The following is a 14833-nucleotide window of genomic DNA, read 5'->3' as shown; positions in this document are numbered from 1 at the left end:
GACGATATTTCCCCTCGTGCCCAGCGGCCCGACGAATTCACGACTCAGAGAAGCGAAACACGACCATGATGCGCAGCCATTATTGCGGCCAACTGAACGAGAGCCTGGACGGCCAGGAAATCACCCTTTGCGGCTGGGTTCACCGCCGTCGCGACCATGGCGGGGTCATCTTCCTTGATATCCGCGATCGTGAAGGCTTGGCCCAGGTGGTCTTCGACCCGGATCGTGCCGACACCTTCGCCAAGGCCGACCGCGTGCGCAGCGAGTACGTGGTCAAGATCACCGGCAAGGTGCGCCTGCGCCCCGAGGGAGCGCGCAACGCCAACATGGCGTCCGGTGCCATCGAGGTGCTGGGCTATGAGCTGGAAGTCCTGAACCAGGCCGAAACCCCGCCCTTCCCGCTGGACGAGTACTCCGACGTGGGCGAGGAAACCCGCCTGCGCTACCGTTTCATCGACCTGCGTCGCCCGGAAATGGCCGCCAAGCTGAAGCTGCGCTCGCGCATCACCAGCAGCATCCGCCGCTACCTGGACGAGAACGGCTTCCTCGACGTCGAGACCCCGATCCTCACCCGCGCCACTCCGGAAGGCGCCCGCGACTACCTGGTGCCCAGCCGCACCCATCCCGGCAGCTTCTTCGCCCTGCCGCAGTCGCCCCAGCTCTTCAAGCAGCTGCTGATGGTGGCCGGCTTCGACCGCTACTACCAGATCGCCAAGTGCTTCCGCGACGAGGACCTGCGTGCCGACCGTCAGCCGGAATTCACCCAGATCGACATCGAGACCAGCTTCCTCGATGAGAACGACATCATGGGCATCACCGAGACCATGATCCGCAACCTGTTCAAGGAAGTGCTGGATCTGGAGTTCGGCGAATTCCCCCACATGACCCTGGCCGAAGCCATGCGCCGCTATGGCTCCGACAAGCCGGACCTGCGTATCCCGCTGGAGCTGGTGGACGTGGCTGACCAACTGAAGGATGTCGACTTCAAGGTCTTCTCCGGCCCGGCCAACGACCCGAAAGGCCGCGTCGCCGCCCTGCGTGTACCGGGCGGTGCGAGCATGCCGCGCAGCAAGATCGACGAGTACACCAAGTTCGTCGGCAACTACGGTGCCAAGGGCCTGGCCTACATCAAGGTCAACGAGCGCGCCAAGGGCGTCGAGGGCCTGCAGTCGCCCATCGTCAAGAACATCGCCGAGCCGAACCTGAACGTGATCCTCGATCGCGTAGGTGCGGTCGATGGTGACATCGTGTTCTTCGGTGCCGACAAGGCCAAGGTCGTCTGCGACGCCCTGGGTGCTCTGCGCATCCGCCTGGGCCACGACCTGAACCTGCTGACCTGCGAGTGGGCTCCGCTGTGGGTGGTCGACTTCCCGATGTTCGAAGAGAACGACGACGGCAGTCTCACCGCCATGCACCACCCCTTCACCTCGCCCAAGTGCAGCCCGGAAGAGCTGGAGGCCAACCCGGCCGCCGCGCTGTCCCGCGCTTACGACATGGTGCTCAACGGCACCGAGCTGGGTGGCGGTTCGATCCGTATCCACGACAAGGCGATGCAGCAGGCGGTGTTCCGCGTGCTGGGCATCAGCGAAGACGAGCAGCAGGAGAAGTTCGGCTTCCTGCTGGACGCCCTGAAGTTCGGTGCTCCGCCGCATGGCGGCCTGGCCTTCGGCCTGGACCGCCTGGTGATGCTGATGACCGGCGCCTCGTCGATCCGCGAAGTGATCGCCTTCCCGAAAACCCAGAGTGCCGCCTGCGTCATGACCCAGGCGCCGGGTGTCGTGGATGCCAAGGCCCTGCGCGAGCTGAACATCCGGCTGCGCGAGCAGCCCAAGGCTGAGTAAGTAGAACCAACCGCGACGGCGCCCCAGGGCGCCGTCCGTCAAAGCAGAGTACGGAGTGCGTTATGGCTGGTCATTCCAAGTGGGCCAACATCAAGCACCGCAAGGGTCGGCAGGACGCCAAGCGGGGCAAGATCTTCACCAAACTGATCCGTGAGCTGACCGTGTCGGCCAAGCACGGCGGCCCGAACCCGGCGGACAACCCGCGTCTGCGCCTGGCCGTGGACAAGGCGCTGACCGCCAACATGCCGCGCGACACCATCGATCGCGCCATCGCCCGTGGTGCCGGCAACAACGATGCCGACAACATGGCCGAGCTGACCTACGAGGGTTACGCGCCCAGTGGCGTGGCCATCATCATCGAGGCCATGACCGACAACCGTAACCGCACCGCCGCCGAAGTGCGCCACGCCTTCACCAAGTGCGGGGGCAACCTGGGGACCGACGGTTCCGTCGCCTACATGTTCGACCGCAAGGGCCAGATCAGCTTCGCCCCTGGCGTCGACGAAGATGCGCTGATGGAAGCAGCCCTGGAGGCCGGTGCCGAGGACGTGGAAATGGGCGAGGATGGTTCCGCTCTGGTATCCACCAGCTTCCCCGACTTCCATGCCGTGAACGAGGCCCTGCAGGCTGCCGGGTTCAAGGGTGAGGAAGCCGAGATCGCCATGATCCCGTCCATCAGCGCTCCCATCGCCGACCTGGAGACCGCCCAGAAGGTGCTGAAGCTGATCGACATGCTCGAAGACCTCGACGACGTGCAGAACGTCTATCACAACGCCGAGATCCCCGACGAGATCATGGAGCAGCTGGACTGAGTTCCAGCCTGCGCCTGAAGCCGGAAGTCGCCTGGTGCGCTTCCGGCTTTTTTGTTGGAGGGCCGGTCCGTATACTCGCGGCTGGATAAATAGACAGTGTGCTGGTTCGCCGGCACGTGGAGAGACGGGCGGTATGACCCTGATTCTTGGTATCGACCCGGGTTCGCGCATCACCGGCTACGGTGTGGTGCGTGACACCGGGCGAGGGTGCGAGTACGTCGCTTCCGGCTGCATACGCACAGGGGCGGGCCCGCTGCAGGAGCGCCTGCAGATCGTCTTCCGTGGCGTGCGTGAAGTGATCCAGACCCACGGCCCCGTCACCATGGGCATCGAACAGGTGTTCATGGCGCGCAATGCCGACTCCGCCCTCAAGCTCGGGCAGGCCCGCGGGGCTGCCATCGTGGCGGCGGTGGAGGAGGGGCTGGAGGTGGCCGAGTACACCGCCAGCCAGGTGAAGCAGGCCATTGCTGGCACTGGCGGCGCCGACAAGCAGCAGGTGCAGATGATGGTCATGCACCTGCTCAAGCTGGTGCAGAAGCCGCAGATCGACGCCTCCGACGCCCTGGCCATCGCCCTCTGCCACGCCCACCATCGGCAGAGCCTGATTCCCCATGGACTGGCCACCGCCAAGCGGCGCAGTGGCCGCCTGCGTTTGTAACCTCATTTAAGGACGCTCTTCGTGATCGGACGTTTGCGTGGCACCTTGGCGGAGAAACAGCCGCCGCACCTGATCCTCGACGTCAATGGCGTCGGCTACGAACTGGAAGTGCCCATGACCACCCTCTACCGCCTGCCCAGTGTCGGCGAGCCCGTCACCCTGCACACCCACCTGGTGGTGCGGGAGGACGCGCACCTGCTCTATGGCTTCTACGAGCGCCGTGACCGGGAGCTGTTCCGCGAGCTGATCCGCCTCAACGGCGTCGGCCCCAAGCTGGCCCTGGCACTCATGTCCGGGCTGGAAGTGGATGAACTGGTTCGCTGCGTGCAGGCCCAGGACACGTCCACGCTGGTGAAGATCCCCGGCGTCGGCAAGAAGACCGCCGAGCGCCTGCTGGTGGAGCTCAAGGACCGTTTCAAGGCCTGGGAGAACATGCCCACCATCGCCCCGCTCATTGTCGAGCCTGTGGCCGGTGCCGGTGTTTCCAGCGCCGAAAGCGACGCCCTCAGCGCCCTCATCGCCCTCGGCTTCAGGCCGCAGGAAGCCAGCCGCGCCGTCGCTGCGATCAAGGAAGAAGGGTTGTCCAGCGAGGAAATGATCCGCCGCGCCCTGAAAGGAATGGTGTAAGCCCCGATGATCGAAGCCGACCGCCTGATCACTGCCAGCAGCCGTGACCGCGACGAACAGCTGGACCGTGCCATTCGCCCGCTGAGCCTGGCCGACTACATCGGCCAGCCGGTGGTGCGCGAGCAGATGGAGCTGTTCATCAAGGCCGCCAAGGGGCGGGGGGAGGCCCTGGACCATACCCTGATCTTCGGTCCGCCCGGCCTGGGCAAGACCACCCTGGCCAACATCATCGCCCACGAGATGGGCGTCTCCCTCAAGAGCACCTCCGGCCCGGTGCTGGAGCGACCAGGCGACCTGGCGGCGCTGCTGACCAACCTCGAAGCGGGCGACGTGCTGTTCGTCGACGAAATCCACCGCCTCTCGCCCGTGGTCGAGGAAGTGCTCTACCCGGCGATGGAAGACTTCCAACTGGACATCATGATCGGCGAAGGCCCGGCGGCCCGTTCGATCAAGCTCGACCTGCCGCCCTTCACCCTGGTAGGGGCCACCACCCGCGCCGGGATGCTGACCAACCCGCTGCGGGATCGCTTCGGTATCGTCCAGCGCCTGGAGTTCTACAACACCCAGGACCTCTCCACCATCGTGGCGCGCTCCGCCGGCATCCTCGGCCTGCACATCGAGCCGGAGGGCGCCTTCGAGATCGCCCGCCGCGCCCGTGGCACGCCGCGTATCGCCAACCGCCTGCTGCGCCGCGTGCGGGATTTTGCCGAAGTCCGGGCCCAGGGGCAGATCACCCGCGTCATCGCTGACCAGGCGCTCAACCTGCTGGATGTGGATGAACGTGGCTTCGACCATCAGGACCGGCGTCTACTGCTGGCGATGATCGACAAGTTCGACGGTGGCCCGGTCGGCGTCGACAGCCTCGCCGCTGCCATCAGCGAAGAGCGGCACACCATCGAGGACGTGCTGGAGCCCTACCTGATCCAGCAGGGCTACATCATGCGCACCCCGCGCGGACGGGTGGTTACCCGGCATGCCTACCTGCACTTCGGCCTGAAGCTGCCGGGGCGGCTGCTGGAGGAGCCCTCGGGGGATTTGTTCACCCCGGGTGACGAATGAACATCCCCGCGGTCGAAGCGTGCGTCGGAACGGCGCAAAAACAGTTGTCGGGCCGGATTGGCAACCCTTGGAGTAAGCACTAGAGTATGCGCGCGCAAAATGAGGCCCCACCTTTCGTGCATCGGAGCCGCGTCTATTACGAGGACACCGATGCCGGCGGCATCGTCTATTACGTCAACTACCTCAAGTTCATGGAGCGGGCTCGAACCGAGTACCTACGGAGCCTGGGTTTTGCCCAGTCCGAGCTGGTCGGGGAGAACCTGTTGTTCGTCGTGCACTCAGCCGAAGCGCGTTACCACAAGCCGGCCCGCCTGGACGATGAACTGGCCATCAGCGCCGAAGTGATCGAATTGAACCGTGCGAGCCTGAAGTTTCGTCAACAGGTGAGGCGGGTTACGGATGATGCGCTGCTCTGCGAAGGGCAGTTCCTGGTGGCCTGTGTGCGCGCCGACAGTTTGAAACCCCGGGCGATCCCCGAAGCGCTGCGTGAAGCCTTCGCCGCCGTACCGGGCCAATCCCCTGCAGGAGACTAAGCGTGGAAGCCAACGTCGTCGACCATACCTCCATGTGGAGCCTGATCAGCAACGCCAGCCTCGTGGTGCAACTGGTCATGCTCACCCTGGTGGCCGCCTCGGTCACCTCGTGGATCATGATTTTCCAGCGCAGCAACCTGCTGCGTGCGGCCAAGAAGTCCCTGGAGGCCTTCGAGGAGCGCTTCTGGTCGGGCATCGACCTGTCCAAGCTGTACCGCCAGGCCGGCAGCAACCCGGATCCGGATTGCGGTGTGGAGCAGATCTTCCGTGCCGGTTTCAAGGAGTTTTCCCGCCTGCGCCAGCAGCCCGGCGTCGACCCGGACGCGGTGATGGAGGGCGTGGCCCGTGCCATGCGCGTGGCCATTTCCCGTGAAGAGGAAAAGCTCGAGCAGAGCCTGCCGTTCCTCGCCACCGTCGGCTCCACCAGCCCCTACATCGGCCTGTTCGGCACCGTCTGGGGGATCATGAACTCCTTCCGTGGCCTGGCTCAGGTCCAGCAGGCCACCCTGGCGACCGTTGCCCCCGGCATCGCCGAGGCCCTGATCGCCACCGCCATCGGCCTGTTCGCGGCGATCCCGGCGGTCATCGCCTACAACCGCTTCTCGGCCCGTGGCGAAACCCTGATCGGTCGCTACTACACCTTCGCCGACGAGTTCCAGGCCATCCTGCACCGCAAGGTGCACACCAGCGACGAGTGATAGACGCAGGTTCAACGAAAGGACAGGTTCCAAGCCATGGCCAGAAACCGCCATAAACGCAAGCCGGTCGCCGAGATGAACGTGGTGCCCTACATCGACGTGATGCTGGTGCTGCTGGTCATCTTCATGGTGACGGCGCCCATGCTCAACCAGGGCGTCAAGGTCGACCTGCCCAAGGTCTCCAGCGAGGTGCTGCCGCAGGACAACAACTCCCGCGTGCTCACCATCTCCATCAAGGCCGACAAGACCTACTACTGGAACATGGGCGAGGAAGTCGACCCGGACCAGGGCAAGGGCAGCGAAACCGCCACGGCACTGCCGGACCTGGTGCGCACTGTGACCGCGATCATGAGCCAGAACGCCAGCCAGGGTAAGAAGGTCCAGGTCTTCGTCCGGGGTGACAAGGCGGTCGACTATGGCTCCGTCATGGCGGTCATGGGTGGCCTGCAGCAGGCCGGCGTCGGCAATGTCGGGCTGATCACCGAGGCGCCCTGATGCATCAGCAGAGCGAACGCTCCCCTTCTGAAAGCTACTTCTGGCCCGTCGTATGGGCTGTCGGGCTGCATGTGCTCATCTTCGGCATGCTCTTCGTCAGCTTCGCCTTCACCCCGGAGCTGCCGCCTGCGCGCCCCATCGTCCAGGCCACGCTTTACCAGTTGAAGTCCCAGAGCCAGGCGACCACCCAGACCAACCAGAAGATCGCCGGCGAGGCCAAGAAGACCGCTGCTCCGATGTATGAAGCCGAGCAGCTGGAAATGAAGAAGGCGGAAGAGCAGAAAGTGGCTGCCGCCAAGGCCGCGGAACAAAAGAAAGCCGAAGAAGCTCGAAAGGCGGCAGAAGCCAAGAAAGCCGAAGAGGCGAAGAAGGCTGAGGACGCCAAGAAGGCGGCCGAGGAAGCGGCCAAGAAGCAGCAGGCCGACATCGCCAAGAAGAAGGCCGAGGAAGAAGCCAAGAAAAAAGCCGAAGAGGAGGCCAAGAAGAAGGCCGCCGAAGAGGCGAAGAAGAAAGCGGCTGAGGACGCCAAGAAGAAGGCGGCCGAGGAAGCGAAGAAGAAAGCCGCCGAGGATGCCAAGAAAAAGGCAGCCGAAGAGGCCAAGAAGAAAGCGGCGGAAGAAGCCAAGCGCAAGGCGGCCCGTGACCAGAAGGCGGCTGCGTTGGCAGACCTCCTGTCCGACAAGGCCGAGAACCAGCAGGCGCTTGCCGATGAGGTAGGTGACCAGGTGATTGGTAGCCTGGATGACCTGATCATCAAGCTGATCAGCGAGAACTGGCAGAAGCCGCCTACCACGCGCAAGGGCATGAGTGTCGAACTGCTGATCCAGATGCTTCCGGATGGCACCGTCACCAACGCCAGCGTGACCCGCTCCAGCGGTGATGCGCCGTTCGACAGCTCCGCCGTGGCGGCGGTGCGCAACGTGGGTCGTATCCCCGAAATGCAACAATTGGATCGCGCTACCTTCGATAAGCTCTACAGGCAGCGTCGCGTCATCTTCAAACCGGAGGATTTAGGTCTGTGAACACACTGATTCGTATCGTCCTGCTCGGTCTGACCATGCTGGTCGGTACCGTTCAGGCCGCTGACCCGCTACTGATTACCGGCGGTGCCAACAGCGCCACGCCCATCGCTGTCGTCCCGTTCGGCTGGCAGGGCGGCACCGTGCTGCCGGAAGACATGTCCGAGATCATCGGCAACGACCTGCGCAACTCCGGCTACTTCGAGCCCATCCCGCGTCAGAACATGATCAGCCTGCCGACCCAGGCAGCCGAAGTGATCTACCGCGACTGGAAGGCGCTGGGCGCCCAGTACGTGCTCGTCGGCAGCATCGTGCCGGCTGCAGGCCGCCTGCAGGTGCAGTTCGCTCTGTTCAACGTCGCGACCGAGCAGCAGGTGTTCGCCGGAACCGTCAGCGGTTCCACCGACCAGCTGCGTGACATGGCCCACTACGTCTCCGACCAGGCTTTCGAGAAGCTCACCGGTGTGAAGGGCGCCTTCTCCACCCGCATGCTGTATGTCACCGCAGAGCGCTTCTCGGTGAACAACACCCGCTACACCCTGCAGCGCTCCGACTATGACGGCGCCCGTGCCGTGACGCTGCTGCAATCCCGCGAGCCGATCCTCTCGCCGCGCTATGCGCCGGATGGCCGTCGCATCGCCTATGTCTCGTTCGAGCAGAAGCGTCCGCGCATCTTCATCCAGCACATCGACACCGGTCGCCGCGAGCAGATCACCAACTTCGAAGGCCTCAACGGTGCGCCGGCCTGGTCGCCGGAAGGCAATCGCCTGGCGTTCGTCCTGTCCAAGGACGGCAACCCTGAGATCTACGTGATGGACCTGGGCAGCCGTCAGCTGCGCCGCGTCACCAACCACATGGCCATCGACACCGAACCCTTCTGGGGCGCCGACGGCCAGACCCTGTACTTCACCTCCGACCGTGCCGGCAAGCCGCAGATCTACAAGGCCAACATCAACGGTGGGGAACCGCAGCGCGTGACCTTCGTGGGCAACTACAACGCCAACCCGAAACTCTCCGCTGACGAGAAGACCCTGGTGATGATCCACCGCCAGGATGGCTTCACCAACTTCAAGGTGGCCGCCCTCGATCTGACCCGTGCCGGGGCCGCTCCGCGCATCCTTTCCAACACTTCGCTGGACGATTCGCCCACTGTTGCGCCCAACGGCACCATGCTAATCTACGCCACCCGCCAGCAGGGCCAGGGAGTCCTGATGCTCGTGTCCACCAATGGGCGCGTGCGGCTTCCAATTCCAACCGTTCAAGGCGATATCCGCGAACCGTCCTGGTCGCCGTACCTGAACTGACGCGGTGCTGACTATTTGCTTTTTGCTAAACACACTGGGGCTCATTAGGAGTTACAACGATGGAAATGATCAAGTTCGGTAAATTCGCAGCACTGGCTCTGGCCATGGCCGTAGCAGTAGGTTGCTCCTCCAAGGGCGGCGAAAACTCCGGCGAAGGCGCCGTAGATCCGAACGCTGGCTACAACGCCAACAACAGTGGTCTGGATTCCAGCCTGAGCGAAGAAGCCGCTCTGCGCGCCATCACCACCTTCTACTTCGAGTACGACAGCTCCGACCTGAAGCCGGAAGCCATGCGCGCTCTGGACGTACACGCCAAGGACCTGAAAGCCAACGGCAACCGCGTTGTCCTGGAAGGCCACACCGACGAGCGCGGCACCCGCGAGTACAACATGGCTCTGGGTGAGCGTCGTGCCAAGGCCGTTCAGCGCTACCTGGTTCTGCAGGGCGTTTCCCCGGCTCAGCTGGAGCTGGTTTCCTACGGTGAAGAGCGTCCGGTTGCCACCGGCAACGACGAGCAGTCCTGGGCTCAGAACCGTCGCGTAGAGCTGCGTAAGTAATAGCTATGCGCAAGTGCCGTCGTGCTTTGACTGTATTGGCCCTGGGTAGCCTGCCCTTCGCAGCGTTTGCCGAGGTTCCCGTGGTGGACGGAAACAACGCCGGTTACGGCGCCTATCCGCCCGCTGGTTATGGTACGAACGGCGCCTATGCCGGAACCGGGGCGCAAGCCCCGGTTTCCGCGCAAGGCGAGCTGTTCATGCAACTGCAGCAGATGCAGGAAGAGATCGGTCGCCTGCGCGGCATGGTCGAAGAACAGCAGAACGAGATCCAACAGCTGAAGCAACAGAGCCTGGAACGCTACCAGGACCTGGACAGCCGGCTGAGCTCTGGCGCCGCAGGTGCCCCGGCTCCGGCCCAACAGAATGCTCCCGCCGATGGCGCCATCAACGCCGCCGGTGCCCCGGCCGCTCCCGCCCAGCAACCTGCTGCGAGCAACGAGCCTGCCGACCCCGCCAAGGAAAAGCTCTACTACGAAGCCGCCTTCGACCTCATCAAGGCCAAGGACTTCGACAAGGCCAGCCAGGCCTTCACCGCTTTCCTGCGCAAATACCCCAACAGCCAGTACGCCGGTAATGCCCAGTATTGGCTCGGTGAAGTGAACCTGGCCAAAGGCGACCTGCAAGGTGCTGGCCAGGCCTTTGCCCGTGTCAGCCAGACCTACCCGCAGCACGCCAAGGTGCCCGACTCGCTCTACAAGCTCGCCGATGTCGAGCAGCGCCTGGGTAACGCCGACAAGGCCAAGGGCATCCTCCGCCAGGTGATTTCCCAGTACCCGGGCACTTCGGCTGCCCAGCTGGCCCAGCGCGACCTGCAGCGTCTTCGCTGAGTCCCTTGCGTTCATCGAGAAACCCGCGCCCGTCGCGGGTTTTTTCGTTTAGAATCGCCGCCCTTCTTACCCGCAACGGAGGCGGATGGCCTGTTTCGCCGTCACGCCCGTGGCCCTTATGCAACAGACCCTGCGAATCACCGAGATCTTCTACTCGTTGCAGGGGGAGACGCGTACCGCCGGCTTGCCGACGGTATTCGTGCGGCTGACCGGCTGTCCCCTGCGCTGCCAGTACTGCGACACCGCCTATGCCTTCAATGGCGGGCAACTCCAGTCCCTCGACGACATCCTTGAGCAGGTGGCCGCCTACCGGCCGCGCCATGTCTGCGTTACCGGGGGCGAGCCGCTGGCCCAGCCCAACTGCACCCCGCTGCTGGCGCGCCTGTGCGATGCCGGCTACGAGGTGTCCCTGGAGACCAGCGGCGCGCTCGACATCGCCTCCGTCGACACCCGCGTGAGCCGCGTGCTTGACCTCAAGACGCCCGGCTCTGCCGAAGTCGCGCGCAACCGCTACGAGAACATTGCCCAGCTCACCCCGAATGACCAGGTGAAGTTCGTCATCTGCTCCCGTGAGGACTACGACTGGGCGGTCTCCAAGCTCATCGAGTACCGCCTTGAACAGCGGGCCGGCGAGGTGCTGTTCTCCCCCAGCCACCACCAGGTGGACGCGCGCCAACTGGCCGACTGGATCGTGGCGGACAACCTGCCCGTCCGCCTGCAACTGCAGCTGCACAAGATTCTCTGGAACGACGAACCGGGACACTGACATGAGCGACAAGAAAGCGGTCATCCTTCTTTCCGGCGGCCTGGATTCCGCCACCGTCGTAGCCCTGGCCCGTGCCGACGGCTACGCCTGCTACACCATGAGCTTCGACTATGGCCAGCGGCACCGGGCCGAGCTGCAGGCAGCCGAGCGCGTGGCTCGCCAGCTGGGTGTCGTGGAGCACAAGGTCATCGGCCTCAACCTCAACGGCATCGGCGGCTCGGCGCTGACCGACGACAGCATCGCCGTGCCGGAGAGCCCCACCGAGGGCATCCCCGTCACCTATGTGCCGGCACGCAACACCGTGTTCCTTTCCCTGGCACTGGGCTGGGCCGAGGTGCTGGGTGCGCGCGACATCTTCATCGGTGTGAATGCCGTGGATTACTCCGGCTACCCGGACTGCCGCCCCGAGTTCGTCGATGCCTTCGAGCGCATGGCCAACCTCGCCACCAAGGCGGGTGTGGAAGGGCAGGGGTTCCGTATCCAGGCGCCGCTGCAGAACCTCTCCAAGGCCGAGATCATCCGGGCCGGTATTGCCCAGGGGGTGGACTACGGCCTGACCGTTTCCTGCTACCAGGCCGACGACCAGGGGCGTGCATGCGGCAAGTGCGACAGCTGCCGGCTGCGCGCCGCAGGCTTTGCGGCGGCCGGCGTGGAAGATCCGACACCTTATTTCTGAAAAATTTTTCCGAGGGGTGTTGAATTCCTGAATAAAATCAGTATTATACGCCTCGCGTTGGGTCGTTAGCTCAGTCGGTAGAGCAGTTGGCTTTTAACCAATTGGTCGTAGGTTCGAATCCTACACGACCCACCATACAAGGCCTCGAAGAGGCTAACAGAAGCGGGAAGATCGAAAGGTCTTCCCGCTTTTTCGTTGTGGCGCCGCAGCCATCCACCCCGTCATTGATCTGCGCTATCATCCGCCGCCCGCGTGCCTGACCGTCGTCCGGCCCGTGGTTCTACATGGCTTCCACGCTCAGGCGTCCCGCAGGTCCGCAGACATGTCCCAGCTCTCCGAACGTTTCCTCGTCCAGGCCCACCTGGCGGCCAAGCAACCCCGGCAACTGACGCCCGAAGAAGAGACCAAGCTGCGCCAGGCGATCGCGGCCGAGCTCAAGGCGCAGAACGCCGTCCTGGTGGCCCACTACTATTGCGACCCGGTCATCCAGGCGCTGGCGGAAGAGACCGGCGGCTGCGTCTCCGACTCCCTGGAGATGGCGCGCTTCGGCAACCAGCACGCTGCCCAGACCGTCGTGGTCGCTGGCGTGCGCTTCATGGGCGAGACCGCCAAGATCCTCAACCCCGAGAAGCGCGTGCTGATGCCGACCCTCGAGGCCACGTGCTCCCTCGACCTGGGCTGCCCGGTGGATGAGTTCTCCGCCTTCTGCGACCAGCACCCCGAGCGCACGGTCGTCGTCTATGCCAACACCTCCGCAGCCGTGAAGGCGAGGGCGGACTGGGTCGTCACCTCCAGCTGTGCGCTGGAGATCGTCGAGAGTCTGATGGACAACGGCGAGAAGATCCTCTGGGCACCCGACCAGCACCTGGGTCGCTATATCCAGCGTGAGACCGGCGCCGACATGTTGCTGTGGGACGGTGCCTGCATCGTCCACGAGGAGTTCAAGGCCAAGCAGCTCGAAGACATGAAGGCGCTCTACCCGGACGCCGCCATCCTGGTGCACCCGGAGTCGCCCGAGTCGGTCATCGAGCTGGCCGATGCCATCGGCTCCACCAGCCAGCTGATCAAGGCCGCCCAGACGCTGCCGAACAAGACCTTCATCGTCGCCACCGACCGCGGCATCTTCTACAAGATGCAGCAGCTCTGCCCGGACAAGCAGTTCATCGAAGCGCCCACCGCCGGCAACGGTGCCGCCTGCCGCAGCTGCGCCCATTGCCCGTGGATGGCCATGAATACCCTGGAGCGCACCCTGCAGTGCCTGCGTGAAGGCAGCAACGAGATATTCGTCGACGCCGCGCTGATCCCTCGTGCCGTCAAGCCGCTCAAGCGCATGCTCGATTTCACCCAGGCCGCCCGCATGAAGCTCAGCGGCAACGCCTGAGCCCACGGCGCCCAAGAAAAAGCCCGGACAATGTCCGGGCTTTTTCGTTTCGGCGCAGGCTCAGCGCATCATCTGCTTCACCGCCTTCTGCTGCTCGATCAGCTCCTGCTGGCGCGCGTCGATGCGGGCTGCCAGCGGGAAGTTGCTGCTGGCCCGGCGCTTGGCGAAGTCCAGTTGCTCGATCGCCTGGTCGAAATCTCCCACCAGGGCGAAGTATTCGGCACGGGCCTGGTGCAGGCCGATGGTGTTGCCAGCCAGGCCGCGCACTTCCGCCACCTGGTACCAGATGTCCGGGTCGTTGGCGCGGGTGCGGGCCAGGTCGTCCAGTACCTTCTCGGCGTCCTGGGGCTTGTTCTGCTTCAGCAGCAGGTCCACCCGGGCCTGCTTCAGCGGGTAGCTGGCAGGGTAGAGGCCGAGCAGCCGGTCCACCCGCTTCTGCGCGTCCGGCAGGCGGTTGGCGGTGATATCCAGGTCCACCTGGGCCAGGTTGTAGGCCACCTCGTTGGGCGCCTTGGCCAGCAGCTGCGTCAGCGCCTCGCGGGCCTCGTTCAACTGGCCGGCCTTGATCTGGGCGATGGCCAGGCCGTAGCGCGCCGCGTCCAGCTTGGGATCGCTGTCCAGCATGGCGCGGAAGCGCTTGGCGGAGATGCCCGGGGTTTCCTCGAACATCAGCTGCACCCGCGCACGCATCAGCTGGTAGCGCAGGCTGTTCTCCACACCGCCAGCAGGCAGCTGCTCGGCGCGGTTGCGGGTATCGGCGATACGGGATTCGGTCACCGGGTGGGTCAGCAGGAATTCCGGCGGCTTGGAGTCGTAGCGGTACTGGCGCATCAGCCGCTCGAACATGTTCGGCATGGCGCGTGGGTCATAGCCGGCCTTTTCCAGGTTGAGCAGGCCGATGCGGTCGGCCTCCTGCTCGTTCTGGCGGGAGAAGCGCCGCTGCTCCTGGATGGCCGCTGCCTGGGTCGACATGATCGCCGCCATGCCCGCGTCACCGGCGCCGGCCGCTGCCGCGACGATACCGGCGAGCATCGCTGCCATCACCGGGATCTGCATGCGCTGCTGGGCTTCCACCCCGCGTGCGAAGTGGCGCTGGGACAGGTGCGCGAGTTCGTGGGCCATGACCGAGGCGTACTCGGCTTCGTTGGGCGCATAGAGGAACAGGCCGCCGTTGACGCCGATGATCCCGCCGGGTGCGGCGAAGGCGTTCAGTTGCGGGCTTTTCAGCAGCACGAATTCCAGGCGGCGGTCCTGCAACTGGCTGGACTCGGCCAGCCGGTAGACGCTGCTTTCCACGTATTCCTTGAGCTGCGGGTCGGGCAGTTGCTCCACCTGTGCGCGCAGCAGGCCCAGCCAGGCACGGCCCAGCTTGTGTTCCTGGTCGGGCGAAACGATGGAGGAGCTGGCATCCCCCAGCGAGGGCAGGTCATCGGCCATGGCCGGCGTGGCGAGGAGACAGGCAAGCGCTAGCAGGGTAGGGCGCAACGGGTTCATGCACGGTGGCTCGTAGCGGCAAAGGCGTAAATGTAGCTTTCATTCCGCTCGGCTGGCCAGCGCAGAGAACGCTTCTGTATCCTAGG

At 64.5% G+C, this 14833-nt stretch carries 16 protein-coding genes and 1 tRNA gene; 16 read left to right on the top strand and 1 reads right to left on the bottom strand.

The features are described 5' to 3' along the window. Nucleotides 1-65: 65 nt before the first annotated feature. The 16 genes from aspS to nadA all read left to right on the top strand — a co-directional run bounded on the left by aspS (nt 66) and on the right by nadA (nt 13253). A complete protein-coding gene (gene aspS / locus RTK35_RS16445) occupies nt 66-1841 on the top strand; it encodes an aspartate--tRNA ligase (protein WP_044414118.1) in 1776 nt (591 codons plus the stop codon). A gap of 62 nt (nt 1842-1903) precedes the next feature. Continuing rightward, nucleotides 1904-2653 (top strand): YebC/PmpR family DNA-binding transcriptional regulator, encoded by a 750-nt coding sequence (locus RTK35_RS16440; protein WP_044414115.1) that lies wholly within the window; start codon nt 1904-1906, stop codon nt 2651-2653. A 133-nt stretch (nt 2654-2786) separates the two neighbouring features. Next, on the top strand, nt 2787-3311 hold the full coding sequence (gene ruvC / locus RTK35_RS16435; RefSeq protein ID WP_044414112.1) for a crossover junction endodeoxyribonuclease RuvC: 525 nt from the start codon (nt 2787-2789) through the stop codon (nt 3309-3311). Nucleotides 3312-3332: 21 nt separating this feature from the next. After that, nucleotides 3333-3938: a Holliday junction branch migration protein RuvA gene (ruvA, locus tag RTK35_RS16430; protein WP_279801597.1), complete on the top strand. Its 606-nt coding sequence runs from the start codon at nt 3333-3335 to the stop codon at nt 3936-3938. Nucleotides 3939-3944: 6 nt separating this feature from the next. Continuing rightward, the gene (gene ruvB / locus RTK35_RS16425) at nt 3945-4997 is read left to right on the top strand and encodes a Holliday junction branch migration DNA helicase RuvB (protein WP_044414106.1); all 1053 of its coding nucleotides are present in this window, start codon (nt 3945-3947) and stop codon (nt 4995-4997) included. 86 nt (nt 4998-5083) lie between these two features. Continuing rightward, on the top strand, nt 5084-5530 hold the full coding sequence (gene ybgC / locus RTK35_RS16420; RefSeq protein ID WP_044414103.1) for a tol-pal system-associated acyl-CoA thioesterase: 447 nt from the start codon (nt 5084-5086) through the stop codon (nt 5528-5530). Nucleotides 5531-5532: 2 nt separating this feature from the next. Continuing rightward, nucleotides 5533-6228 carry a protein TolQ gene (gene tolQ, locus RTK35_RS16415; RefSeq protein WP_044414101.1) on the top strand — a complete coding sequence of 232 codons (696 nt, stop codon included), beginning with the start codon at nt 5533-5535 and terminating at the stop codon, nt 6226-6228. 36 nt (nt 6229-6264) lie between these two features. Next, on the top strand, nt 6265-6723 hold the full coding sequence (tolR, locus tag RTK35_RS16410) for a protein TolR (protein WP_044414098.1): 459 nt from the start codon (nt 6265-6267) through the stop codon (nt 6721-6723). Then, nucleotides 6723-7745 (top strand): cell envelope integrity protein TolA, encoded by a 1023-nt coding sequence (gene tolA, locus RTK35_RS16405; protein WP_284547021.1) that lies wholly within the window; start codon nt 6723-6725, stop codon nt 7743-7745. Before tolR ends, tolA begins: the two co-directional genes overlap by 1 nt. Next, nucleotides 7742-9046, top strand: a complete 1305-nt coding sequence (gene tolB / locus RTK35_RS16400) for a Tol-Pal system beta propeller repeat protein TolB (RefSeq protein ID WP_074971887.1) — start codon at nt 7742-7744, stop codon at nt 9044-9046. The genes tolA and tolB overlap by 4 nt, the downstream gene beginning before the upstream one ends. A 59-nt stretch (nt 9047-9105) precedes the next feature. Then, nucleotides 9106-9603: a peptidoglycan-associated lipoprotein Pal gene (gene pal, locus RTK35_RS16395; protein ID WP_044414089.1), complete on the top strand. Its 498-nt coding sequence runs from the start codon at nt 9106-9108 to the stop codon at nt 9601-9603. A 5-nt stretch (nt 9604-9608) separates the two neighbouring features. Next, entirely contained in the window at nt 9609-10430 is an 822-nt protein-coding gene (gene ybgF / locus RTK35_RS16390; RefSeq protein WP_107328286.1) for a tol-pal system protein YbgF, read from the top strand. Between the two features lie 118 nt (nt 10431-10548). Further along, on the top strand, nt 10549-11196 hold the full coding sequence (queE, locus tag RTK35_RS16385; RefSeq protein WP_316908500.1) for a 7-carboxy-7-deazaguanine synthase QueE: 648 nt from the start codon (nt 10549-10551) through the stop codon (nt 11194-11196). Nucleotide 11197: 1 nt separating this feature from the next. Next, on the top strand, nt 11198-11872 hold the full coding sequence (queC, locus tag RTK35_RS16380) for a 7-cyano-7-deazaguanine synthase QueC (protein WP_172434414.1): 675 nt from the start codon (nt 11198-11200) through the stop codon (nt 11870-11872). Between the two features lie 59 nt (nt 11873-11931). Beyond that, a tRNA-Lys gene (locus RTK35_RS16375) sits at nt 11932-12007 on the top strand. Between the two features lie 187 nt (nt 12008-12194). Beyond that, nucleotides 12195-13253 (top strand): quinolinate synthase NadA, encoded by a 1059-nt coding sequence (nadA, locus tag RTK35_RS16370; RefSeq protein WP_316908499.1) that lies wholly within the window; start codon nt 12195-12197, stop codon nt 13251-13253. Nucleotides 13254-13313: 60 nt separating this feature from the next. Here the strand turns inward: nadA and RTK35_RS16365 are convergent, their stop codons facing one another. Further along, entirely contained in the window at nt 13314-14747 is a 1434-nt protein-coding gene (locus RTK35_RS16365; protein WP_044414076.1) for a M48 family metalloprotease, read from the bottom strand. Nucleotides 14748-14833 lie beyond the last annotated feature (86 nt).

Source organism: Pseudomonas sp. zfem003 (genome assembly GCF_032621675.1).
In the GTDB taxonomy this organism is placed as follows: domain Bacteria; phylum Pseudomonadota; class Gammaproteobacteria; order Pseudomonadales; family Pseudomonadaceae; genus Metapseudomonas; species Metapseudomonas otitidis.
This window is presented reverse-complemented; position numbering and strand designations above follow the sequence as displayed.

Excerpts from the sequence above, each read along its gene's own strand:
- ybgC (WP_044414103.1), top strand. The coding sequence starts at position 5,084 with ATGCGCGCGCAAAATGAGGCCCCACCTTTCGTGCATCGGAGCCGCGTC.
- ruvB (WP_044414106.1), top strand. The coding sequence starts at position 3,945 with ATGATCGAAGCCGACCGCCTGATCACTGCCAGCAGCCGTGACCGCGAC.
- ruvC (WP_044414112.1), top strand. The coding sequence starts at position 2,787 with ATGACCCTGATTCTTGGTATCGACCCGGGTTCGCGCATCACCGGCTAC.
- queC (WP_172434414.1), top strand. The coding sequence starts at position 11,198 with ATGAGCGACAAGAAAGCGGTCATCCTTCTTTCCGGCGGCCTGGATTCC.
- nadA (WP_316908499.1), top strand. The coding sequence starts at position 12,195 with ATGTCCCAGCTCTCCGAACGTTTCCTCGTCCAGGCCCACCTGGCGGCC.
- pal (WP_044414089.1), top strand. The coding sequence starts at position 9,106 with ATGGAAATGATCAAGTTCGGTAAATTCGCAGCACTGGCTCTGGCCATG.
- ybgF (WP_107328286.1), top strand. The coding sequence starts at position 9,609 with ATGCGCAAGTGCCGTCGTGCTTTGACTGTATTGGCCCTGGGTAGCCTG.
- queE (WP_316908500.1), top strand. The coding sequence starts at position 10,549 with ATGCAACAGACCCTGCGAATCACCGAGATCTTCTACTCGTTGCAGGGG.
- tolR (WP_044414098.1), top strand. The coding sequence starts at position 6,265 with ATGGCCAGAAACCGCCATAAACGCAAGCCGGTCGCCGAGATGAACGTG.
- RTK35_RS16440 (WP_044414115.1), top strand. The coding sequence starts at position 1,904 with ATGGCTGGTCATTCCAAGTGGGCCAACATCAAGCACCGCAAGGGTCGG.
- RTK35_RS16365 (WP_044414076.1), bottom strand. The coding sequence starts at position 14,747 with ATGAACCCGTTGCGCCCTACCCTGCTAGCGCTTGCCTGTCTCCTCGCC.
- aspS (WP_044414118.1), top strand. The coding sequence starts at position 66 with ATGATGCGCAGCCATTATTGCGGCCAACTGAACGAGAGCCTGGACGGC.
- tolA (WP_284547021.1), top strand. The coding sequence starts at position 6,723 with ATGCATCAGCAGAGCGAACGCTCCCCTTCTGAAAGCTACTTCTGGCCC.